Source organism: Robertmurraya phoenicis (assembly GCF_047302285.1).
Lineage (GTDB): Bacteria > Bacillota > Bacilli > Bacillales > Cytobacillaceae > Robertmurraya.
In genome coordinates, this window is sequence record NZ_CP154845.1 from 3,185,348 (window position 1) to 3,204,070 (window position 18,723).

At 37.7% G+C, this 18,723-nt stretch carries 17 protein-coding genes; 5 read left to right on the forward strand and 12 right to left on the reverse strand.

Annotated elements, in window-relative coordinates:
* Window positions 1-40: 40 nt before the first annotated feature.
* From AA0X71_RS15885 to AA0X71_RS15895, 3 genes are all read left to right on the forward strand, one after another.
* On the forward strand, window positions 41-820 hold the full coding sequence (locus AA0X71_RS15885) for an IclR family transcriptional regulator (RefSeq protein WP_413356273.1): 780 nt from the start codon (window positions 41-43) through the stop codon (window positions 818-820).
* 21 nt (window positions 821-841) lie between these two features.
* Entirely contained in the window at window positions 842-1,801 is a 960-nt protein-coding gene (locus AA0X71_RS15890) for an amidohydrolase family protein (protein WP_413356274.1), read from the forward strand.
* 136 nt (window positions 1,802-1,937) lie between these two features.
* A complete protein-coding gene (locus AA0X71_RS15895) occupies window positions 1,938-3,395 on the forward strand; it encodes an aldehyde dehydrogenase family protein (protein WP_413356275.1) in 1,458 nt (485 codons plus the stop codon).
* Window positions 3,396-3,478: 83 nt separating this feature from the next.
* Here AA0X71_RS15895 and AA0X71_RS15900 read toward each other — a convergent pair whose 3' ends face one another.
* The 4 genes from AA0X71_RS15900 to AA0X71_RS15915 form a co-directional block, all read right to left on the reverse strand.
* Entirely contained in the window at window positions 3,479-4,270 is a 792-nt protein-coding gene (locus AA0X71_RS15900; protein ID WP_413356276.1) for a GNAT family N-acetyltransferase, read from the reverse strand.
* A gap of 115 nt (window positions 4,271-4,385) precedes the next feature.
* Window positions 4,386-4,694 (reverse strand): iron-sulfur cluster assembly accessory protein, encoded by a 309-nt coding sequence (locus AA0X71_RS15905; RefSeq protein WP_413356277.1) that lies wholly within the window; start codon window positions 4,692-4,694, stop codon window positions 4,386-4,388.
* A 90-nt stretch (window positions 4,695-4,784) separates the two neighbouring features.
* Entirely contained in the window at window positions 4,785-5,423 is a 639-nt protein-coding gene (gene trhA / locus AA0X71_RS15910; RefSeq protein WP_413356278.1) for a PAQR family membrane homeostasis protein TrhA, read from the reverse strand.
* Window positions 5,420-6,016, reverse strand: a complete 597-nt coding sequence (locus AA0X71_RS15915) for a DUF1836 domain-containing protein (RefSeq protein ID WP_413356279.1) — start codon at window positions 6,014-6,016, stop codon at window positions 5,420-5,422. The genes trhA and AA0X71_RS15915 overlap by 4 nt, the downstream gene beginning before the upstream one ends.
* A 244-nt stretch (window positions 6,017-6,260) precedes the next feature.
* On the opposite strand from AA0X71_RS15915, the gene ilvD reads away from it, so the two are divergent.
* Complete coding sequence (gene ilvD, locus AA0X71_RS15920) at window positions 6,261-7,931, forward strand: dihydroxy-acid dehydratase (RefSeq protein ID WP_413362627.1); 1,671 nt, start codon at window positions 6,261-6,263, stop codon at window positions 7,929-7,931.
* Between the two features lie 66 nt (window positions 7,932-7,997).
* On the opposite strand, the gene AA0X71_RS15925 is transcribed toward ilvD, so the two are convergent.
* From AA0X71_RS15925 to AA0X71_RS15935, 3 genes are all read right to left on the reverse strand, one after another.
* Window positions 7,998-9,689: a methyl-accepting chemotaxis protein gene (locus tag AA0X71_RS15925; protein WP_413356280.1), complete on the reverse strand. Its 1,692-nt coding sequence runs from the start codon at window positions 9,687-9,689 to the stop codon at window positions 7,998-8,000.
* A gap of 115 nt (window positions 9,690-9,804) precedes the next feature.
* A complete protein-coding gene (locus AA0X71_RS15930; RefSeq protein WP_413356281.1) occupies window positions 9,805-10,362 on the reverse strand; it encodes a putative ABC transporter permease in 558 nt (185 codons plus the stop codon).
* A 58-nt stretch (window positions 10,363-10,420) separates the two neighbouring features.
* Entirely contained in the window at window positions 10,421-11,197 is a 777-nt protein-coding gene (locus AA0X71_RS15935; protein ID WP_413356283.1) for an enoyl-CoA hydratase-related protein, read from the reverse strand.
* Window positions 11,198-11,351: 154 nt separating this feature from the next.
* Between AA0X71_RS15935 and AA0X71_RS15940 the strand changes: the two genes are divergently transcribed.
* On the forward strand, window positions 11,352-12,260 hold the full coding sequence (locus AA0X71_RS15940) for a DMT family transporter (RefSeq protein WP_413356285.1): 909 nt from the start codon (window positions 11,352-11,354) through the stop codon (window positions 12,258-12,260).
* A 35-nt stretch (window positions 12,261-12,295) separates the two neighbouring features.
* On the opposite strand, the gene AA0X71_RS15945 is transcribed toward AA0X71_RS15940, so the two are convergent.
* From AA0X71_RS15945 to AA0X71_RS15965, 5 genes are all read right to left on the reverse strand, one after another.
* On the reverse strand, window positions 12,296-13,378 hold the full coding sequence (locus AA0X71_RS15945) for an amidohydrolase (protein WP_413356286.1): 1,083 nt from the start codon (window positions 13,376-13,378) through the stop codon (window positions 12,296-12,298).
* Window positions 13,379-13,604: 226 nt separating this feature from the next.
* The gene (gene xylF, locus AA0X71_RS15950) at window positions 13,605-14,678 is read right to left on the reverse strand and encodes a D-xylose ABC transporter substrate-binding protein (protein WP_413356287.1); all 1,074 of its coding nucleotides are present in this window, start codon (window positions 14,676-14,678) and stop codon (window positions 13,605-13,607) included.
* Window positions 14,679-14,689: 11 nt separating this feature from the next.
* On the reverse strand, window positions 14,690-16,222 hold the full coding sequence (locus AA0X71_RS15955; RefSeq protein WP_413356288.1) for a response regulator: 1,533 nt from the start codon (window positions 16,220-16,222) through the stop codon (window positions 14,690-14,692).
* The gene (locus AA0X71_RS15960; protein WP_413356289.1) at window positions 16,197-17,657 is read right to left on the reverse strand and encodes a histidine kinase; all 1,461 of its coding nucleotides are present in this window, start codon (window positions 17,655-17,657) and stop codon (window positions 16,197-16,199) included. The genes AA0X71_RS15955 and AA0X71_RS15960 overlap by 26 nt, the downstream gene beginning before the upstream one ends.
* Window positions 17,650-18,630 carry a sugar ABC transporter substrate-binding protein gene (locus tag AA0X71_RS15965; RefSeq protein ID WP_413356290.1) on the reverse strand — a complete coding sequence of 327 codons (981 nt, stop codon included), beginning with the start codon at window positions 18,628-18,630 and terminating at the stop codon, window positions 17,650-17,652. Before AA0X71_RS15965 ends, AA0X71_RS15960 begins: the two co-directional genes overlap by 8 nt.
* Between the last annotated feature and the right edge of the window lie 93 nt (window positions 18,631-18,723).

Here is an 18,723-nt window from a genome sequence, read left to right on the forward strand (position 1 = left end):
TCTATGTTTACCATAGAGAAACAATAAAGGAGGAATGTAAATGGCAATGGTTGAACGTGATGATAACCATCTTTCATCCGTTAAAAATGCTCTTCGTATCCTTAAAAGTTTTACAATGGATGAACCTGAGAAAAAAATTACTGACCTATCCACTTCGCTTGGCCTTAATAAAAGTACAGTAAGTAGAACGATGAGTACACTTGCTAGTGAGGGCTTTGTATTCAAGGATCCTGAATCGAAAAAATATCGTTTAGGACTCTCCCTTCTTTCTTTGAGCGGCATCGTTAATAATCATATGGATGTCTATAGAGAATCCCAGCCTGTATTAATCAAACTAGTCGAAAATATCGGTGAAACTGCTCATATTTCTGTACTAGATAATCTCGAAGTCATTTACTTAAATAAAGTGGAATGTAACCATCCTGTCCGTTTCTTAACACATATTGGAAAAAGAAACCCTGCTTATTGCACAAGTTCAGGGAAAGTCCTACTTGCTTTTTCTGATCAGGAGATAATTGAAAGCGTTATCAATAAAGGTCTACAGAAATTTAATAAAAACACAGTAGCAGATCCCGAGCAACTTCGAACTTACCTAAAAAAAGTGAGAAAAGATGGCTTTGCCTATAGTGTCGAAGAATTTCTTGAAGGAGTTAATTCTGTTGCTGCTCCGATCTATGACTACAAAGGTAAGGTGATTGCTGCTCTCACAATAGTCGGACCTAAACAAAGAATCCAAACTCATAAAATTCCCACTCTGTCCAAAAAAGTCATTCAAGCAGCAAAAGAAATATCCGAGCGAATGGGTTATCGAGGACACTAAAAATAGTAAGGAGTGATTTAGATGTACGATTTCCATACACATTTTATCCCAGCAGAAGTCTTATCTTGGTTAAAAGATCATCAACAAAAAGTCGATGCTAGATGGGTAAAAAAAGAAGAAAATAAAGATGAATTTTTAGTCGTCAACGAAAAATGGGGCTTTGAATTGAAGAAGGCCTTTATAAATAGTGAGTTATTTTTACAGGAACAAAAAGAAATCGGTGTCACTCATTCCGTTATTTCTCCAATCCCACAGCTGTTTATGTATGATTTCTCCGATGATATTTCAACAGAAGTTTCAAGAGTGTACAACCAAGCATTAGCAAATCTAGTAAATTCCCATACTAACGAACTATCAGCACTTGGGACGGTTCCATTAACCAATTCCGTTAAAGCAGCGAATGTTTTAGGTGAAGCCATGCAACTTGGCTTAAAAGGAGTAATTATCGGTCCAGGGACCGATGACCATATGCTATCTGACCACTTTTTCACGCCTTTTTTCGAGGAAGCGAACCGGCTAGAAGCCATTGTCTTTATACATCCTCTCCTCTGTGAGGATCCTCGACTAAAAAGGAGAATGATGCCTAATTTAATTGGAGTTCCGTGGGAAACAACGGTGTGTGCAACCGATTTATTATTGAGTGGTCTGATTGACAAATACCCAAAAGTAAAGATTCTTTTTGCTCATGGCGGCGGCTTCCTCCCCTACCAAATCGGTAGACTAGATAAAGGCTTTGAACAATGGGACTTAGTTTCACGTAATTTACAAGCTCGCCCATCCGAATACTTAAGCCGTTTCTGGTATGATACAGTCCTTTGGAATGAGGATAGCATTGATTTTCTAGTTAAAACAGTTGGAGAAGCCTCGGTCGTACCTGGCTCAGACTATCCATTTGATTTATCTGTTTGGCCACCCAAAAACAGGACTGATAAAGGAATTCTTTCGCTTTTAAATAAAGAGAATCCTATAAATATTTCTTAATTGTTTCACATACAACAACAAGGACATTTACGTCCTTGTTGTTCATTTATATAATTTTACTATTCAGACATTTATCCCCATCATCGAACGCTATTTTTGGAAGCGTTATCAATTTGATTCAGGAGGGAGTTTTGTTATGCAAGCAGTAGGTGTGATGGATAAGAGCTATATTAATGGAGTTTGGGTGGAAGGTGAAAGTGAACGGAGCTATGATATTTTGAATCCGTATGATCGCTCCACTCTCGCAACGGTACGTCTAGCAACGAAGGAACAGCTTGAACACGCTTTCAAAGTAGCTGAAGAAGCGCAAAAACAATGGGCGAAATCAACAGTGGAAGAAAGAAGAGATGTTCTCGAAAAAGTGATTCAATATTTTAATGAAAATAAAGAGGAAATCGTTCAGACGTTAGTACGTGATACAGGTGGAAGCGTGTTAAAGTGCAATGTTGAGCATCATCTCGCTCTTGAATTTTTAGAAGAAGCGCTCAAATATGCAGACGAAGTTAATAAAGTGCGTGAAGTAGCCGCTTCTGGAGATAAGCTAAACCATATCTATCGTCTACCACTAGGGGTTATCTCATCCATTTCACCCTTTAATTTCCCACTAAACTTATCGATGAGAACGATCGCACCAGCCATCGCGCTCGGAAATAGTGTCGTTCATAAGCCAGACATTCAAGTCGCTCTTTCTGGTGGATCCATTATTGCAAAAGCCTTTGAATATGCAGGATTACCAAAAGGTATCTTGAACGTCATTCTAACGGACATTGAGGAAATTGGTGATGGCATGCTGACAAATCCAATTCCAAAGCTTATTAGCTTCACAGGCTCCTCTGCGGTCGGACGCCATATTGGTGGAATTGCAGGTCAAAATTTAAAACGGGTTGCACTTGAACTCGGTGGAAATAGTCCGTTTGTCGTACTATCTGATGCTGATGTCGACCAGGCAGTCAATGCCGCGATCTTCGGGAAATTCATTCATCAGGGACAAATTTGCATGATCATTAACCGCATCATTGTTCATCAAGATAAATACGACCAATTTGTGGAGAAGTTTGTGGAAAGAGCTAAAGCAATCCAATACGGAGATCCGAGCGATCCAACGAATATTATCGGACCACTAATTAACGAACGTCAGCTTGAAAAGGCTTTTTCATATGTGGAAGAGGCAAAGCGCGAAGGAGCAACCGTTGCCTTGGAAGGAAAACGAGTCGGCAATATTATGTCTCCTTTTGTGATTACGAATGTTGATAATTCAAGTAAACTTGCACAAACTGAGCTTTTCGCCCCAATTGCTCCAATTATTAAAGCTGCTTCGGATGAGGAAGCCATCGCCCTAGCAAATGATACAGATTATGGATTAAGTTCATCCATTTTCACAAGCGACTTACAAAAGGGAGAAGAACTCGCTCTTCAAATTGATGCTGGTATGACGCATATTAACGATCAAACCGTAAATGATGCACCACATATTCCTTTTGGCGGCAATAAAGCAAGCGGATTAGGACGCTTCGGAAATCCATGGGTTGTCGAAGAATTCACCGTAACAAAATGGGTATCTGTTCAAACGAAAGACCGTCAATATCCGTTTTAAATAAAGATTGTAATCCCCTTCGAAACAATTGAATGGCAAATGGAAAGGAAAGTTTGCACGTACAAGCAAGCTTTCCTTATTTTTTAATGTTCAAATGTGTACATCATCCAGAATCCTATATCTTCAAAACCAATTCGTTTATAAATCGCGCCAGCTTCAGGGTTATCGTAAAATAGACAAAGTTCTTTTCCCTCTTGCAAAAGCTCGCTACAAAGTCTAACCATACATGCTGTTGCATAGCCTTTTTTCTTATAGCCTTCCAAAGTCGCTACCCCTACGACCATTGCTGACATTGAATTTTCAGCAGCTGTAGAAGTGGTAGAGACCATTTTTCCATCTTCTTCTACATAAAAAGAACGGGATGAACCATCCTCTAGCCCTCTACGCTTTCTTTCTACTGTAATAATTGAATCAGTAAACTCAGGAATGCTATTAAGTAAATCAACCAATGGTTCAGCGTCACTTGGCTGTGCTTGCTTCACATTAGAAACTTCGCCTTTTTTGGATAGGAGATTTGTACATTTTGCATAATACATTTCTCTTTTTCTTAAAAGCGTTTTTCGGAGAAAAGGCTCAATCTTCACTGTGATCTCCTTTAACCCTGACATCATATAAAAATCAGGGTCTTTATCCATGATTTGCGCAAAACCATAAGCATCAAATTCCTCAATAGCAAATGGGATATAGTTATTTTCATATTTTAATAAGACCGCAATTAATTCTCCATCTATATTAAATTCTCCCCAAACCTTCTGAAAATCTTTATCATATCCATAGGCCTCAATATCACCAATGATAAAAAGATTTTCTGCCGGTGCTGTTTTTAAAAGCGCAAAGCAAGGTTCATGATCGTCTATCGTTAATCTTCTAATCATCTTCGTTTCCCCCTTTAATTTTTTCTATTTTACCTTAAATCATGGGGAATAAGGAAGAATTTTCCGAAAAAATATTATATAAAAATAAGCTCTTGCCGAAGCAAGAGCTTTCTAATTAATGGTGATGATGTCCATGACCTTCCTTTGAAGGATTGGTAATTTCAAATTGCGGTTCCGGTACAAAGAAATATTTAATCCAAACGCCATCTAAAAATTCTTCACGTTTATCAAGGAGAATATCGATTCCTTTGTCTGTTTGGACAATTTCATCATGTTCAGTAGGTGTATCATACTTTAAATCATAGTGAGCATGATCGCCGTGCATATGTGTAATAAAAACTCGAATCATCTTTCCTTCAGCTTCTTCACGATCTAGCATCTCTTTTAGAACCTTTGCCGCATTTTTGTTGATTTTACACTTCATATATATTCCTCCACTTAAATAAGTTAGAAAGCACCTTTTCATTATACAAGGAAAGTATCAGCATAGGTAATGACAAGCATTGATGATTTCTCAAACAAGATAGAGAAAAACACAGAAGAAATGAGCAACACTTCCTCCAATCACGAAAACATGCCAAAGAGTATGATGGTATTTAAACCCTCTCCATACATAAAATACAGAACCGAGCGTATACAATAAACCACCAATCACGAGAAGAAGAATAGCATTCTGCGGGAGGTTATTCATCAAAGGTTTCCACGCAAATACAATTAACCATCCCATCAGTACATATAATAACGTGGAATATAGTACAAATTTTTTCGCAAAAAAGGATTTAAAAACCGTTCCACCAATGGCAAGACCCCAAACAATACCGAAAATCGTCCATCCTAGCCAACCTTTAATAACAAGAAATAAAAATGGTGTGTACGTTCCAGCGATAAAAAAGTAGATGGCCGAATGATCAAATATTTCAAAAATATCCTTCGCTTTCCCTGATGGTAAACTGTGTAGCATCGTTGAACACAAATACATGAGAAGCATCGTGCTACCAAATAACGTAAAACTTACGATATGCCATGCATTGCCATGAATGGCAGATTGGATAATCAAAAAAACTAGAGCAACTATACTTAATAATGCTCCGACCCCGTGGGTAATAGCATTCGCAATTTCTTCACTTTTCGTAAACGTATGGGTTTCGTTCATTTTGTTACCTTCTTTCCTTCTTGTTCTTCCATAATCTCATCAACGAGTTTTTCTGCTGCTCTTCGATATAAGTTACTGATATGAGCAAGCGAGGTAATCAGCATCACTTTCTGCAAATAATCTGGTTTATCAGACTCAAGTTTAGCAATCTCCTTATCGACTTCCTCTCTTCTCTCCTGAATGTCCCTTTTAAAATTCTCCTTATTTCCTTTGCTTAATTGTAAATAGCCATCATAAAATAAATCTAATTTAAAGCTTTCCTCTTCACTCATCATTTTATTAATACCCTGAAAGGTCTCTTTAATGTCATTGATCGATAACGACCCTTTTAATTGATAAATCAGGCTGATTAATAATAAATGTTCTTTCGAGTACTTTTTATTTTTTATCGGGAAAAACAATTTTGCTTTCGCATAATTATTGATCATCGTTTTCGTGAGTATTTTTTCATCTTCATTTCTTTTCGTATCCTTAAAATGATTCTCAAACAATTGAATCACTTGATCCATATATAAATCAATCTCAGGAATATCTGTAAGGGATATCTCATTTATAGGGTCGAGTCCTTCAATAAATTCATCAAGTTTTCCCATTTTCGGACCTCATTTCGTTTAATATCTTCTTATTTTACCCTAAAAACCGCTTGGTGTAAACTTAATACCCTATGACAAAATTAATAACTTTCACTATGTAGTATTTAAAACTACATATTACTTTTCTCAGCAAAAGGACTAAAGGAAAACTCTGTCCAATTTCTTTGAATAATGATAAAATATTAAAAAGTTAAAATATTTATTGAAGTGTTTATTTGAAAGCGAGGGAATTGTGTTGGCAGAAATGCGAAGTAATATGATTAAGAGTGGATTTGACCGTGCACCCCATCGAAGCTTACTACGGGCTGCAGGTGTGAAAGAAGAAGATTTTGATAAACCTTTTATTGCCGTCGTAAATTCATATATTGATATTGTTCCAGGACATGTACATTTACAAGAGTTTGGAAAAATTGTAAAGGACGCTATTCGTGAAGCAGGTGGTGTCCCATTTGAAATGAATACCATTGGTGTCGATGATGGAATTGCAATGGGACATATCGGGATGCGCTATTCATTACCGAGCCGTGAAATCATTGCAGATTCCGTTGAAACTGTCGTAGCTGCACACTGGTTTGATGGTATGGTTTGTATTCCAAACTGTGACAAAATTACACCTGGGATGCTAATGGCCGCACTACGTGTGAACATTCCTACAATTGTTGTCAGTGGTGGACCAATGAAAGCAGGTGTAGATAGCGAGGGGAATGCCCTTGACTTAACCTCCGTATTCGAAGGGGTTGGAGCCTTCCAATCTGGTAAAATTGATGAAGCTAGATTAACAGAAATTGAGCAAGTAGCTTGTCCTTCATGTGGGTCATGTTCTGGAATGTTTACAGCAAATTCCATGAACTGTTTAGCTGAAGGTCTTGGTCTAGCTCTACCAGGAAACGGAACAATTTTAGCTGTTGCTGAAGAACGTAAAGAATTTGTCAAAAAGTCAGCGAAACAATTGATGACCTTAATCGAAAAAGATATTAAGCCACGTGACATTGTGACGATTGATGCAATCGATAATGCATTCGCATTAGATATGGCGATGGGCGGTTCCACGAACACTGTTTTACACACATTAGCTTTAGCTCACGAGGCTGAAATTGAGTACTCTCTAGAGCGCATTAATGAAATTGCTGCCCGTGTTCCTCATTTAGCGAAAATTGCTCCTGCATCCAGCTATCATATTGAGGATGTTCATAATGCTGGTGGTGTAAGTGCGATTATCAATGAAGTGTTAAAAAAACCAGGTGCCATGAACGGAGACTGCTTAACGGTAACAGGAAAATCACTAAGAGAAAATGTTTCTGGCTGCGACATTCTCGATAAAGATGTTATTCGACCTTTAGATAATCCACATTCAGAAAAGGGTGGTCTTGCTGTTCTTTTTGGAAACCTTGCACCAGAAGGATCCGTAATTAAGGTTGGTGCCGTTGATAAAGAGGTTGGTGGCTACCACAGAGGACCTGCCATCTGCTTTAATTCACAAGAAGATGCTTTGTCTGGAATCATTACTGGAAAAGTCAAAGAAGGCGATGTAGTCGTGATCCGCTATGAAGGTCCAAAAGGTGGACCAGGAATGCCAGAGATGCTTGCACCTACCTCCCAAATTGTTGGTCGTGGACTCGGGGCAAAGGTTGGACTGATCACAGACGGTAGATTCTCTGGTGCCTCTCGTGGAATTTCCATCGGTCATATCTCACCTGAAGCAGCAGAAGGTGGACCAATTGCTTTCGTAGAGAATGGAGATATGATCGAACTCGATTTGAACAATCGGAAAATCACCTTAGAAATTTCAGATGAAGAATTTGATAAACGAAAAGCAAATTGGAAGGGTTTCGAATCAAAGGTGAAAAAAGGCTATCTTGCCCGCTATTCTAAACTCGTTACGAATGCGAGTACTGGTGGAGTTTTGAAAGTTTAATAGATCAATAGTAAAAAATCCCAAGAACTTACCTCTTGGGATTTTCTCATTCATCATAAATGTATCTTATAGTTTAAATTCTGCGACTGTTTCTTGAAGATGTTCAGCAATTGAATTTAATGAATTGGCTGATGCAAGTATTTGCTGCATAGATGCTAGTTGCTCCTCTGTTGAGGCTGACACAGTCTGAGTATGTTGCATCGATTGCTGCGCTATATCCGAAATTCCACTTGCTGTTGCAGAAACCTCTTCGGCACTAGCTGACATCTGTTCGGCAGTTGCCGCTGCTTCTGTAATTTGAATTTCCATCGTTTCCATCGCCTTCATAATCTCTTTAAAACTTCCCTCAGTTTTCTCGACAATCGATAACCCTTTCGAAACATCAGTGTTAACTTGTTCCATCGATTTGTAGGTTTGCATCATGTCATTGTTGATCGAATAGATAAGCTCAGAAATTTGTGTAGAAGATTGCTGAGCTTGGACAGCAAGCTTTTGGACTTCCTCAGCTACAACCGCGAACCCTTTGCCATGCTCCCCTGCCCTCGCAGCCTCTATTGCAGCATTTAGAGCTAATAAATTCGTTTGGTTTGCAATGTCAGAAATCGTATTGGTAATGACTCCTATTTGTTTGGAACGTTCATCTAAGAGTTTAACTGCTAAACTACTTGCATTGACAGACTGATGAATCGTCTCCATCTGCTCAACCGTCTCGTTAATTAACGCGCCACCATTCTCTGCATGTTCCCTTGTCTTTTGAGTAGATTCAGAGATAAGAGACGAATTTTCAGCAAGATTATTTAAACCGATGGTCACTTCATCCATCGCACGTGCACTTTCTTCCACACTTGTTGCTTGTTTTTCAGCACCATCAACAACTTCTTGAATAATTTGCGTGATATGTTCTGTTGCAGCTGTCGTTTGCTGAGCACCTGCTGTTAATTCCTGAGATGAAGCGGCAATCTTTTCCGAATTCTCGATGACTTTTTGAATCATTTCTCGTAAATTATCTTTCATTGAATTATAGTTTTCTGCCAGTATGCTTAATTCGTCACCTTTATCATCTTTAATAATTTTTGTAAAATCACCATGCTTTGCTGCCTCTAATGCAGTCGATATAGTGGACAATCTTTTCGTTAAACCCCTCGTAAAAATATAAACAACTACGACAGATAATCCTACCATTACTACAAGAACTATAATGAATATTTTCATAAATGAGGCGAGTGTTTCATTAATAATTTGCTGTGGTGCTCCCACATAAAAAATCCCTATCGTTTCACCATTTTTATCATGAATAGGTGTGTATCCGGTTACATAATTATTGCCAACAACATTTGCCTCACCAAAAAAATCCCCATGCTCTTCTAACACTGCTTTGGCTACTTCTTCAGAAACCTGTGTTCCAACAGCACGTTCACCATCAATCATGACATTCGTCGCAACACGGGTATCTCCTAGAAAAATAGTGACCGTATCACCTGTATGTTCTCCTATTTCATCGACAATTTCAAAATTCCCACTAATCTGAGTAACTCCCTTGTAAAGGTTTCCGTCTTTTATTTCCCAATCTCCTGGAAATTTAGCTTCAAGATACTTTTTACCGAGATTTAAATCCCCTCTAGCTTTTTCCAATGCGAAATCTTTGATTCCTTTTGTTATCTGATGTACGACAACCCCACCAACAGCAACAGCTAAAAACAGCATCATAATTAAAACAACCACATTAATTTTTGGACCAAGTTTCAATTTTAATCTCATCTGCCTATCTCCCTTATGACTCATTGTCTTATCCAAATAGTATATATTTAGATAGGAGATCCATCTATGACAAATTTCACACATTAAAACTAATAATGAAAAAACACTTGGACGTTTATCCAAGTGTCTCGGTTATTCTCTTATGCTGCGTATGCCTCCGCACTGCTGAGAAGGTCTCAACGAATAAATATAATAAGAAAAATGGCCACGCTAGTAGGAGAGGTTGTGTCAGAATTTGAAATGACTTTTCAACCAGTGGATGAATCACATACACACATACTAATGATAGTAAGAGCCAATAGAATGAAAACTTCAAACAAATATGCCCCTGAAAATTCCATTTATCTCCCGAATAATCCCACCATTTTTGGTGGAAAAAGAAATCTAACATCAGTCCACTTATATATTCTACTGCTGTTGGAATAACAAAACATAAGAGAAGAACCATTATCCACTGGGTGTCCGGTGATATAAAAGTCACCAACAATGACGGAGCGAATCCATACATTGGTTTAAATGGTCCCAAGTAGAAATTCTTTTTAAAAAATACCCCTTTTGTAAAATAGCTATGGATATTCTCAATCAACCATCCAAAAAGCGAATAAATGGTAAAGAAATAGATAACTGGTGCTACTAATTTTGAAATAGAAGTCCATTCCAACGATGATACCATTGTGCACCCACCTTAAATTAACATTTATTTCCTTTAGGTTTTGCACAATTAACCGAACTTATTCCCCCTTAAACTGAGGAGGCCGACCTTCGCTGAAAGCACGCAGAGCCTCGATGCGATCCTTAGTTGGAATAATGACCTCATACGCCTTTGATTCAATCGCAAGTCCAGTCTTTAAATCAACAGTACTTCCATAATTAATGGCATATTTTGCTTGGGCAACAGCAAGTGGTCCATTTTTCAATATTTCTTCAGCTAATTCAATGGAACTACTTTTTAATTCATCATGCTCTACTACTCTATTTAAAATTCCGAGGTCATACGCCGTACTCGCATCAATCTTTCGAGCCGTTAAAATTAACTCCTTTGCTTTCGCAACTCCAATTAATCTTGACAGTCTTTGCGTTCCTCCAGCTCCAGGGATGATGGCCCAACTAACCTCAGTTAATCCTAATTGCGCACTCTTTACGGCATAACGGAAATCACTGGCAAGCGCCAATTCAAGTCCTCCGCCTAAAGCATAGCCATTAATCGCGGCAATCGATGGTTGTGGAAGCTCTTCTATTTTTGTAAAGACATCTCGAATCTTTTGCACATTTCTCCGTACTTGTTGTTCATTTAAATATTTTCTCTCTTTCAAATCGGCTCCTACGCTAAAAGCTTTCTCTCCAGCTCCAGTAATAATGACTACACGAATATCTTGATTAAATTTAATTTCGTCTACAATTTCTTCTAATTTATGTAAAGTCTCATAATCAAAGCAATTTAATTGATTTGGTCGATTAATAGTAATAAAAGCGATTTTATTATTTGTCTCAAATTTAATTTTCTCCATCTTAATCTCCTCCCTTTATCACCATCATACTGAGGTGATTTCGAAAACATTCGCAGTAACTCATTTTGTTGAAATAATCCGAAAAATCAATTAATATTCTTGTATTAGATTCCAACTATTGCTACGTTAAAAATCTCGAGAATGGAGAAACGGAATGAATAAATGGCTCTACTCAGGTTTAATTTTATTAGCTACTAGTTTAATGGGTTCCTCCTTTGCGATTGGAAAGATGGGCCTCGCCTATTCGTCTCCTATTCTATTAGTCGCCTGTCGTTTTACCTTTGCCGGGCTTGTTATGGGGCTTTTGGTTAAGCTATTCCATCGAGTGCACCCGAAGTCACTTAAATCATGGGGGAAAATAATAGTCGTTGGATTATTCCAAACGGCTGGGGTAATGGGTTGTATTTTCCTCAGTTTAAAGACGATTAATGCTGGTGAGTCCTCAATCTTGACGTTTACAAACCCCTTTTTAGTCGTTTTGTTTGGAACCGTTTTCGTCAAAGCCAAGTATCGAGCTTTACAATGGATTGGTGTAAGCGTTGGATTTATCGGTGTCTTTATTACTCTTGGAATGAGTCTTCAATATGAAATTGGTACGATCCTTGGACTTGCATCTGCAGTAAGTTGGGCGATCGCAACACTCCTGATCAAAGCATGGGAAAGTGAATTCGACAATTGGGTTTTAACAGCCTATCAAATGTTATTCGGTGGAATTATACTGGTTATTATTAGTTTTCTATTTGAAAAGCCCTATTTCATTGTTACCGGTAAATCGATCAGTATTTTATTATGGTTAGCGATTATGGCATCCGTCGTTCAATTCGGAAGTTGGTTTACTGTACTTAGACTTGGGGACCCTGGTAAAACAAGTGCGTTTCTCTTTTTGGCTCCTTTTTTCGGAGTGTTATCAGGATGGATAGTATTAAATGAACAATTAACTTTTAACCTTCTGATTGGTGGTTTCTTTATCTTTTTAGGAATTTTCCTCGTTAACTGGAATCCTGCTGCCAAGAGAGAATTGCAGTTAAAGAGAGCTTACAATTTAAAAGAACATGAAATGTAAAAAGGCAGGAACCCATGTATCCAGCCTTTTTCCTTTTATGCTCTCAGTAAAGTTTCCGCCAACACTTCGGCTCCTTGGCTTAATGCCGATTTATCAAAATTCATTTTGGGATGATGAAGTCCTGGCTTCAGGTTTGCTCCTACTCCAATCATCGAAGCTTTTATGTGAGGTTTTTTAATCGTATAATAATGAAAATCGTCTCCTCCAGGTGTAATGACAGATGGAGCAAATGCTTCTTCTCCTAATAGCGCCTTAATCGCACCTTCGGCAATTTCTTCTGCTTCTCGTGAGACCTCTGCAGCTGGTGTAAAACTTGTCCATTCCCAATCTATTTTTATTCCAAATAAAGCTTCTAATTTATCCAATATATGTTCCACTTGTATACGAATCGCTGAAAGCACGTCATTTTTTTGAGCCCGAACGTCAACTGCAAATTCCGCTGCACCTGGAATGATATTGATGCTTTCTCCACCTGCAATGACCTTTGTTAATTTAACAGAACAGGCTTCAGAAGGATCCATATAAATCGTTTTTAATAATTGATGAAGAGTTACGATGACGTCAAGAGCATTCTGACCTTGATGTGGGCGAGCGGCATGAGCGTCGACTCCTACCACTTTTCCGATAAGGGAGACATGTGCACCGTGCTGAATCGAAGCGGACACCTTTCCTAATGGCAGCTCTTCAATGGGTCGAAGATGGATACCAAAAAGATGAGTAACATCCTCCATTATCCCTTCATCAAGCAACGCTAAAGCCCCTTCTCCGATCTCTTCCGCAGGTTGAAAAATGTAGCGAATTGTCTTCTTTAAAGATTTGTCTTTTAAAAATAAAATGGACCCTAACACCATCGCGATATTGGCGTCATGACCACAAGAATGGTTCCCTTGCCAAACTCCATCTACCTCTTGCCACAGGGCATCGATATCTGCTCGAACGGCAATGACTTCTTCACCTTCTCCGATTTCGGCGACAATCCCGGTCATATTCGGCAATCTTTTGTAACTAACACCATGTTCGTCCAAAATACTAGCAATTTTATCCGTTGTCTTAAATTCCTTCCAGCCAACCTCCGGAATCTTATGAAACTCCTCATACCATTTCAAAATTTCTTCCATCTTTTTTTCATCTCCATTCTGCGCTTTAACTCGGTTATCTATTGATCTTATAGATTTTTTCTAAACATTTCAACTATTCATTTTGTTCAACCAAAAAAGAACGCTCTCCTATATGGAGTTTTGCGTTCAACTTTAGAGAATATCAATTTATTAAATAGGAACCAGATATTCTAATATAGGCATGATGACCTGTGCAAGTTCATAGTGAAGTAATTTCTCTAATTACCTAATTTGCATAAACCTCCTCTTTCGTATGAAAACCATCTGCGATGACCGTTTCATCAATATTAAGCTTATCAACTGGGATTGGTGGGAGTAGTATGGAAGGTACTTCTATTTTGCCATTATTTATTTTGCTATCCGTTTCAACGCTATCCCCATTTGCTAATCGGACAGCAACCTTTGCTGCAGTTGAGGCTAGAGCCTTAATAGGCTTATAAACCGTCATCGTTTGTGTACCATCTACAATTCTTTTGATGGCTGCTAATTCTGCATCCTGACCAGCTACTGGAACTTTTCCTGCAAGTCCAAATCGTGAAAGAACTTTAATCGCCTCTTCTGCCGTTGCATCGTTTCCAGCAAATACAGCATCAATATCGTGGTTATTGGCCTTAAGTGCTGCTTCCATGTTCGTATATGCATTAACTGGGATCCAATTTTCTGTCCATTGATCATATACGACCTTAATATCCCCTTTATCGATCAACGGCTTTAAAACACTAAACACTCCTCTTTTTAAAAGATGAGCATTATAATCAGTATCAGCTCCACCAATATAGACATAGTTCCCTACTGGAGCAAGTTCAGTAATAACTTTAGCCTGTAATTCACCGACTTTTTCATTATCAAAAGAAATATATAAATCGATCTCAGCATTTTTCACTAGGCGATCGTATGAAATGACTTTAATTCCGGCGAGATGTGCTTTCTGGACTATCGCCCCTGCTGCTTCTGCATTATAGGGGACCATTACTAAAACATCTACACCCTGTTTGATCAGTGTTTCTGCTTGAGTAATTTGTAGAACTTCATCACCATTTGCCTCCATGATTTCCACTTCGGCTCCAATTTGTTCTACTGCTTCTTTAAACAACTTTTTATCCTTTAACCAACGTTCTTCCTCCAACGTATCCATCAAAAAGCCAACTTTAATTTCTTCCACATCATGATTAACATCGTTTTGCGAAAGTGATTCTGTTGGAATAGCTTTTTGTACAGGAGTATTCTCGCAAGCAGATAATAGAATTACTAAGATAACTAGGATAAGGAAGAATATTGGTCTAACAGTTTGCTGTTTCATCACATTCCTCCTTAATGATTTGCATGAAGTAAGCTTTTTCTATATTCCTTAGGTGATATGAGACAAACTTTCTTAAATACTTTACTGAAATAATTTGGCTCATGATAGCCAACTTCATATGAAATTTCTTTAATACTTTTCTCTGGATCACACATTAAGCTCTTTGCCTTTTCAATTCTACATTCGGTTAAAAAGTCGATATAATTAATCCCCATTTTTTCTTTAAACATTTTACTTATATAGATCGGACTTAGCCCGACCTTCTTCCCTAATGATTCAAGGGAAATATCTTCATGTGAGTGGTCCATGATAAATTGTTTGATTTGCCTGATCGTAGCTGCTTCAAACCGCTCGTAATATTCTGCATGAGTTTGTTTCATTTTCTCAAGAAGGAGAGTAACCTCTGTTCGTAACTGACGATAATCTTGGATTTTAAAGGAATATAAAGGGGTAATCGTTTGAATACCGATTTCACTCATAATTCTTGATATAAGCCATAGTACTTCCACAATTCTTTGTTGCGTCTGGACAATACTAACCCCTTCTTTTTCATATGCTTGAATAAATTCCATAACGTTTCCGTGAATCTCCCGCCATTCTCCAAGTCTAATCTGATCGGAAAAGTCTTTTTCACGGAACGCTAATAGGTTCTTTACGTCTTCCACAACTGGAACATCTGAGTAAAAGCGATATTTATGAGGAATTTTTGTTTCAATCGTCGCCATTAATGAATCATGATAGGATTGTTTTATCTGTTCCAATGAATGCACGACTCTTCCTATGCCAATAAACCATTGCTCTTGATTTGATTTCCCAATAGAAAGGATTTCTCGGGCGAGAAAAATTGCTTGGGATCGAAATGTTTTGGCTGGATCTCTAAAAACGATGATCGGAAGCTGGCTTCCATATAAAGCACCTACCCAGCAGCTTCCTACTTTCCTTGCCTTTTCTTTTATATGGGAGTAAATATTCTCTTTTTCCTGCGTGATTAACACACTTATAACGAACATTTCATTCGTGGACTTAATTTCCAACATTTCAACAAGCATATCTAGATGAACCTCGTGTACGTGATCGAACAACAACTGTGTTACAATATCCGTTTCCACGAGCGCTAAAGCCTTTTGATATTCTTTTTGTTTCAAATCATTTTTCTCTTCTAATTCCTTTTCCACTTCGATTTGATGTAATACTTTTCCAACTGTTTGCAATATATCACTGGCTTTACTTGGTTTTAATATATAGTCCTTTACACCGAGCTTTATAGCTGCTCTCATATATTCAAACATGTCGTATGCAGTAACCATAATAAATTTGATATTCGGATATTTCCGTCCTATCATTTCTACTGCTTCTATCCCACTCATTCCAGGCATTTTTATATCCATTAGAATAAGGTCAGGAGAAAATTCTCCTGCCATTTGTACGGCCATATTCCCATTTTTCGCTTGCTCGATCACGATTTCTGGATATGCTTTTTGCAAAATCACTTTCATCCCATCTCTTTCAATCTGTTCATCATCCACTATTAGGAGCTTCATCATGTTCTATCACTCCCTTATATATTTTTAACGTAACGGTTGTGCCTTGTTTTTCGCTACTGTCAATTGAGATAACATTCTCATACCCATAGAAAAGTCTTAGACGTTTGACTACATTACTAAACCCAATTCCCGTTGAATGGCTTTCAGATTGAATCTGTTGTTCATTCAAGATTTGTTCGATTTTTGCTCGTGACATCCCCATCCCGTCATCTGCAATGTCAACTTTTACCCACTCCCCCACATCCGCAATTTTCAGCAAAATCCTGCCACCCTCTTCTCTTGGTTCGACTGCGTGAATCACAGCATTTTCAATAATAGGCTGCAACGTTAAAGCAGGGATCCGAACATGAAGACATGCCTCATTTATTTCAGTCTGAAAAATTAAGCGATCCGTGAATCTTGCTTTTTGAATATCCATGTATTGCTTTAACACTCCCACTTCCTCAAAAAGCGTAACAGAGCGATCTAACTGTTTTAAGTTATAACGAAGTAATCCTGCAACACTTACAAGTAAATCACTCGTTTCCTCTGACCCTTCTAAATAAGCCTTTTTAGATAAGGTGTTAAGTGTGTTAAATAAAAAATGGGGGTTAATTTGACTTTGTAGACTCCGAAACTGACTTTCTTGCAAAAGTAATTTATTTTGCTGAAGTTCATGTTCAAGCTGTGCCTTTTGTTTCATTTCTAAAATGAGATTATTAATATTGATTCGCATCCGATCAAACGTTTTAGCTAGAAATGAAATTTCGTCATTGGCCTCAACATGAATTTTCATGTCAAACCGCCCATGTGACAATTCGTTTGCCGCCTCTGTCAATTTTTGTATCGGTTTAGTGATACTTAATGATAACCAGTACGTTATGATTAGTAGTGCTATTGTAATTAACAGGATTAGCCAAATACCAAGCTTAATTAATTCCTCTGATTGTTCAATGATACTGCGATAGAAACGGTCATATGTTGTGAGTTCTGTATCTAACAAAGTTAACTTCATTTCTGAAATATAATTTGAAATTCGGTTTGCCTCTGAAAACTCTTTTGTCACAGATTCTGGATCATTGCCATTATTGAATAAAATCAGTCGATCCGTAGTCTCAACTAAACTATCAACAAGATTAATATAATTTGTTAAAGCAAATTGGTTCTCTTCATTCCTTAAAGGAAATACCTCGTACTTTGCTTGCTGGATCTTTTCTTTACTATTATCTAACTGTTTCAAATTATCATCCGATGGTAAGATCATATAGTTATTTAGGTGAGTAATCATTTCTTGACTGGCTCTTGTCACTTCATTCATATTTAAATATCTTTGTAATATTTCGTTATAGTGATGCTGTGTTTTGTAATTGTAATATGTAAGGGCAATCCATATACTTGCCATTATAAAAAGGACAAAAGTGGTCAGCATTAATATTTTCTTTTGAATACTAATCATCGTAGTCCGTCGCTTTCACAATTCGAATATCAGTAAAATAGCCATCAATATGAAGTGGCATAGTCTTTCCTGTCAGCCATTCCATAATCAATTGCACACTTTTTCTCCCCATCATTTCAGGGGATTGCCCGATTAATCCATCAATTTTTTCTTCTTGGAGAAGTGTAATAGAATCTTGCCCATCATCAAAGGAGTAAATGAAATAAGGTTCAACTTGAGAACGCTTACTTATTTCTTGCACTAAAGCTGATACAATATCTGAGTTTACCGCAATAATAGCATCAACATCCGGCCATTTATTCAATACATCCTGTGTAGTAGCGATTACTTCTTCCCTTGAACTAGAAGTTTCCGCATCAACCAGCTGGATATTAGGATGATTTTCTAATATCTCTTTCATCCCTGCTAACCTCTGTAATTGATAGAATTCTTTATCACTATTATAGGTAAGTAGTACTTTTCCCTTCGTTCCCATATCGTGTAATAATTGTCTAGCAAGCATCTTTCCTGCTCTATATTGATCTGATCCAACATAGGTTCTTCTTAAGCTTTCTTGTACAGGAACATCATTCGCCACTGTAATAACGGGAATTCCATAAAAAGAGGCTTTCACCTTTGTTAAATATTTGAATTCATCAGAATCAAGCCCTTGTGCAATAATTCCATCCACTTTTGAATGAATGGCTATTTCTAGTTTTTTGAGAAACTCCTCATGATTGTTTCCGTAGCTTCCCCAAATTTCAAGTGAAGCACCTTCCTTTCGAGCTTGTTCCATCGCGCCGTTCCCCACCTTATTCCAAAATGGAGTTTCTGTATCCTGTGAGATCAGAACAAGTCTTTGCTGCATTTCTTTCTGTTCTACAAACTTTGGCATTTGTCTATCTGACCGAAAGACAATCTCAGCTGAAACAAATGTTAGATAGATTAGGAAGGAGAATACTATAAACAGTAAAATAAATCCTATTTTTCTCAATGGAGGTATCTCCCTTCAGCCTTGAATGCAAATGTGGAAACGCTTTCGTTACAGTGTTTAATGTTCATCACATACCTAACTTAATTGCAAATG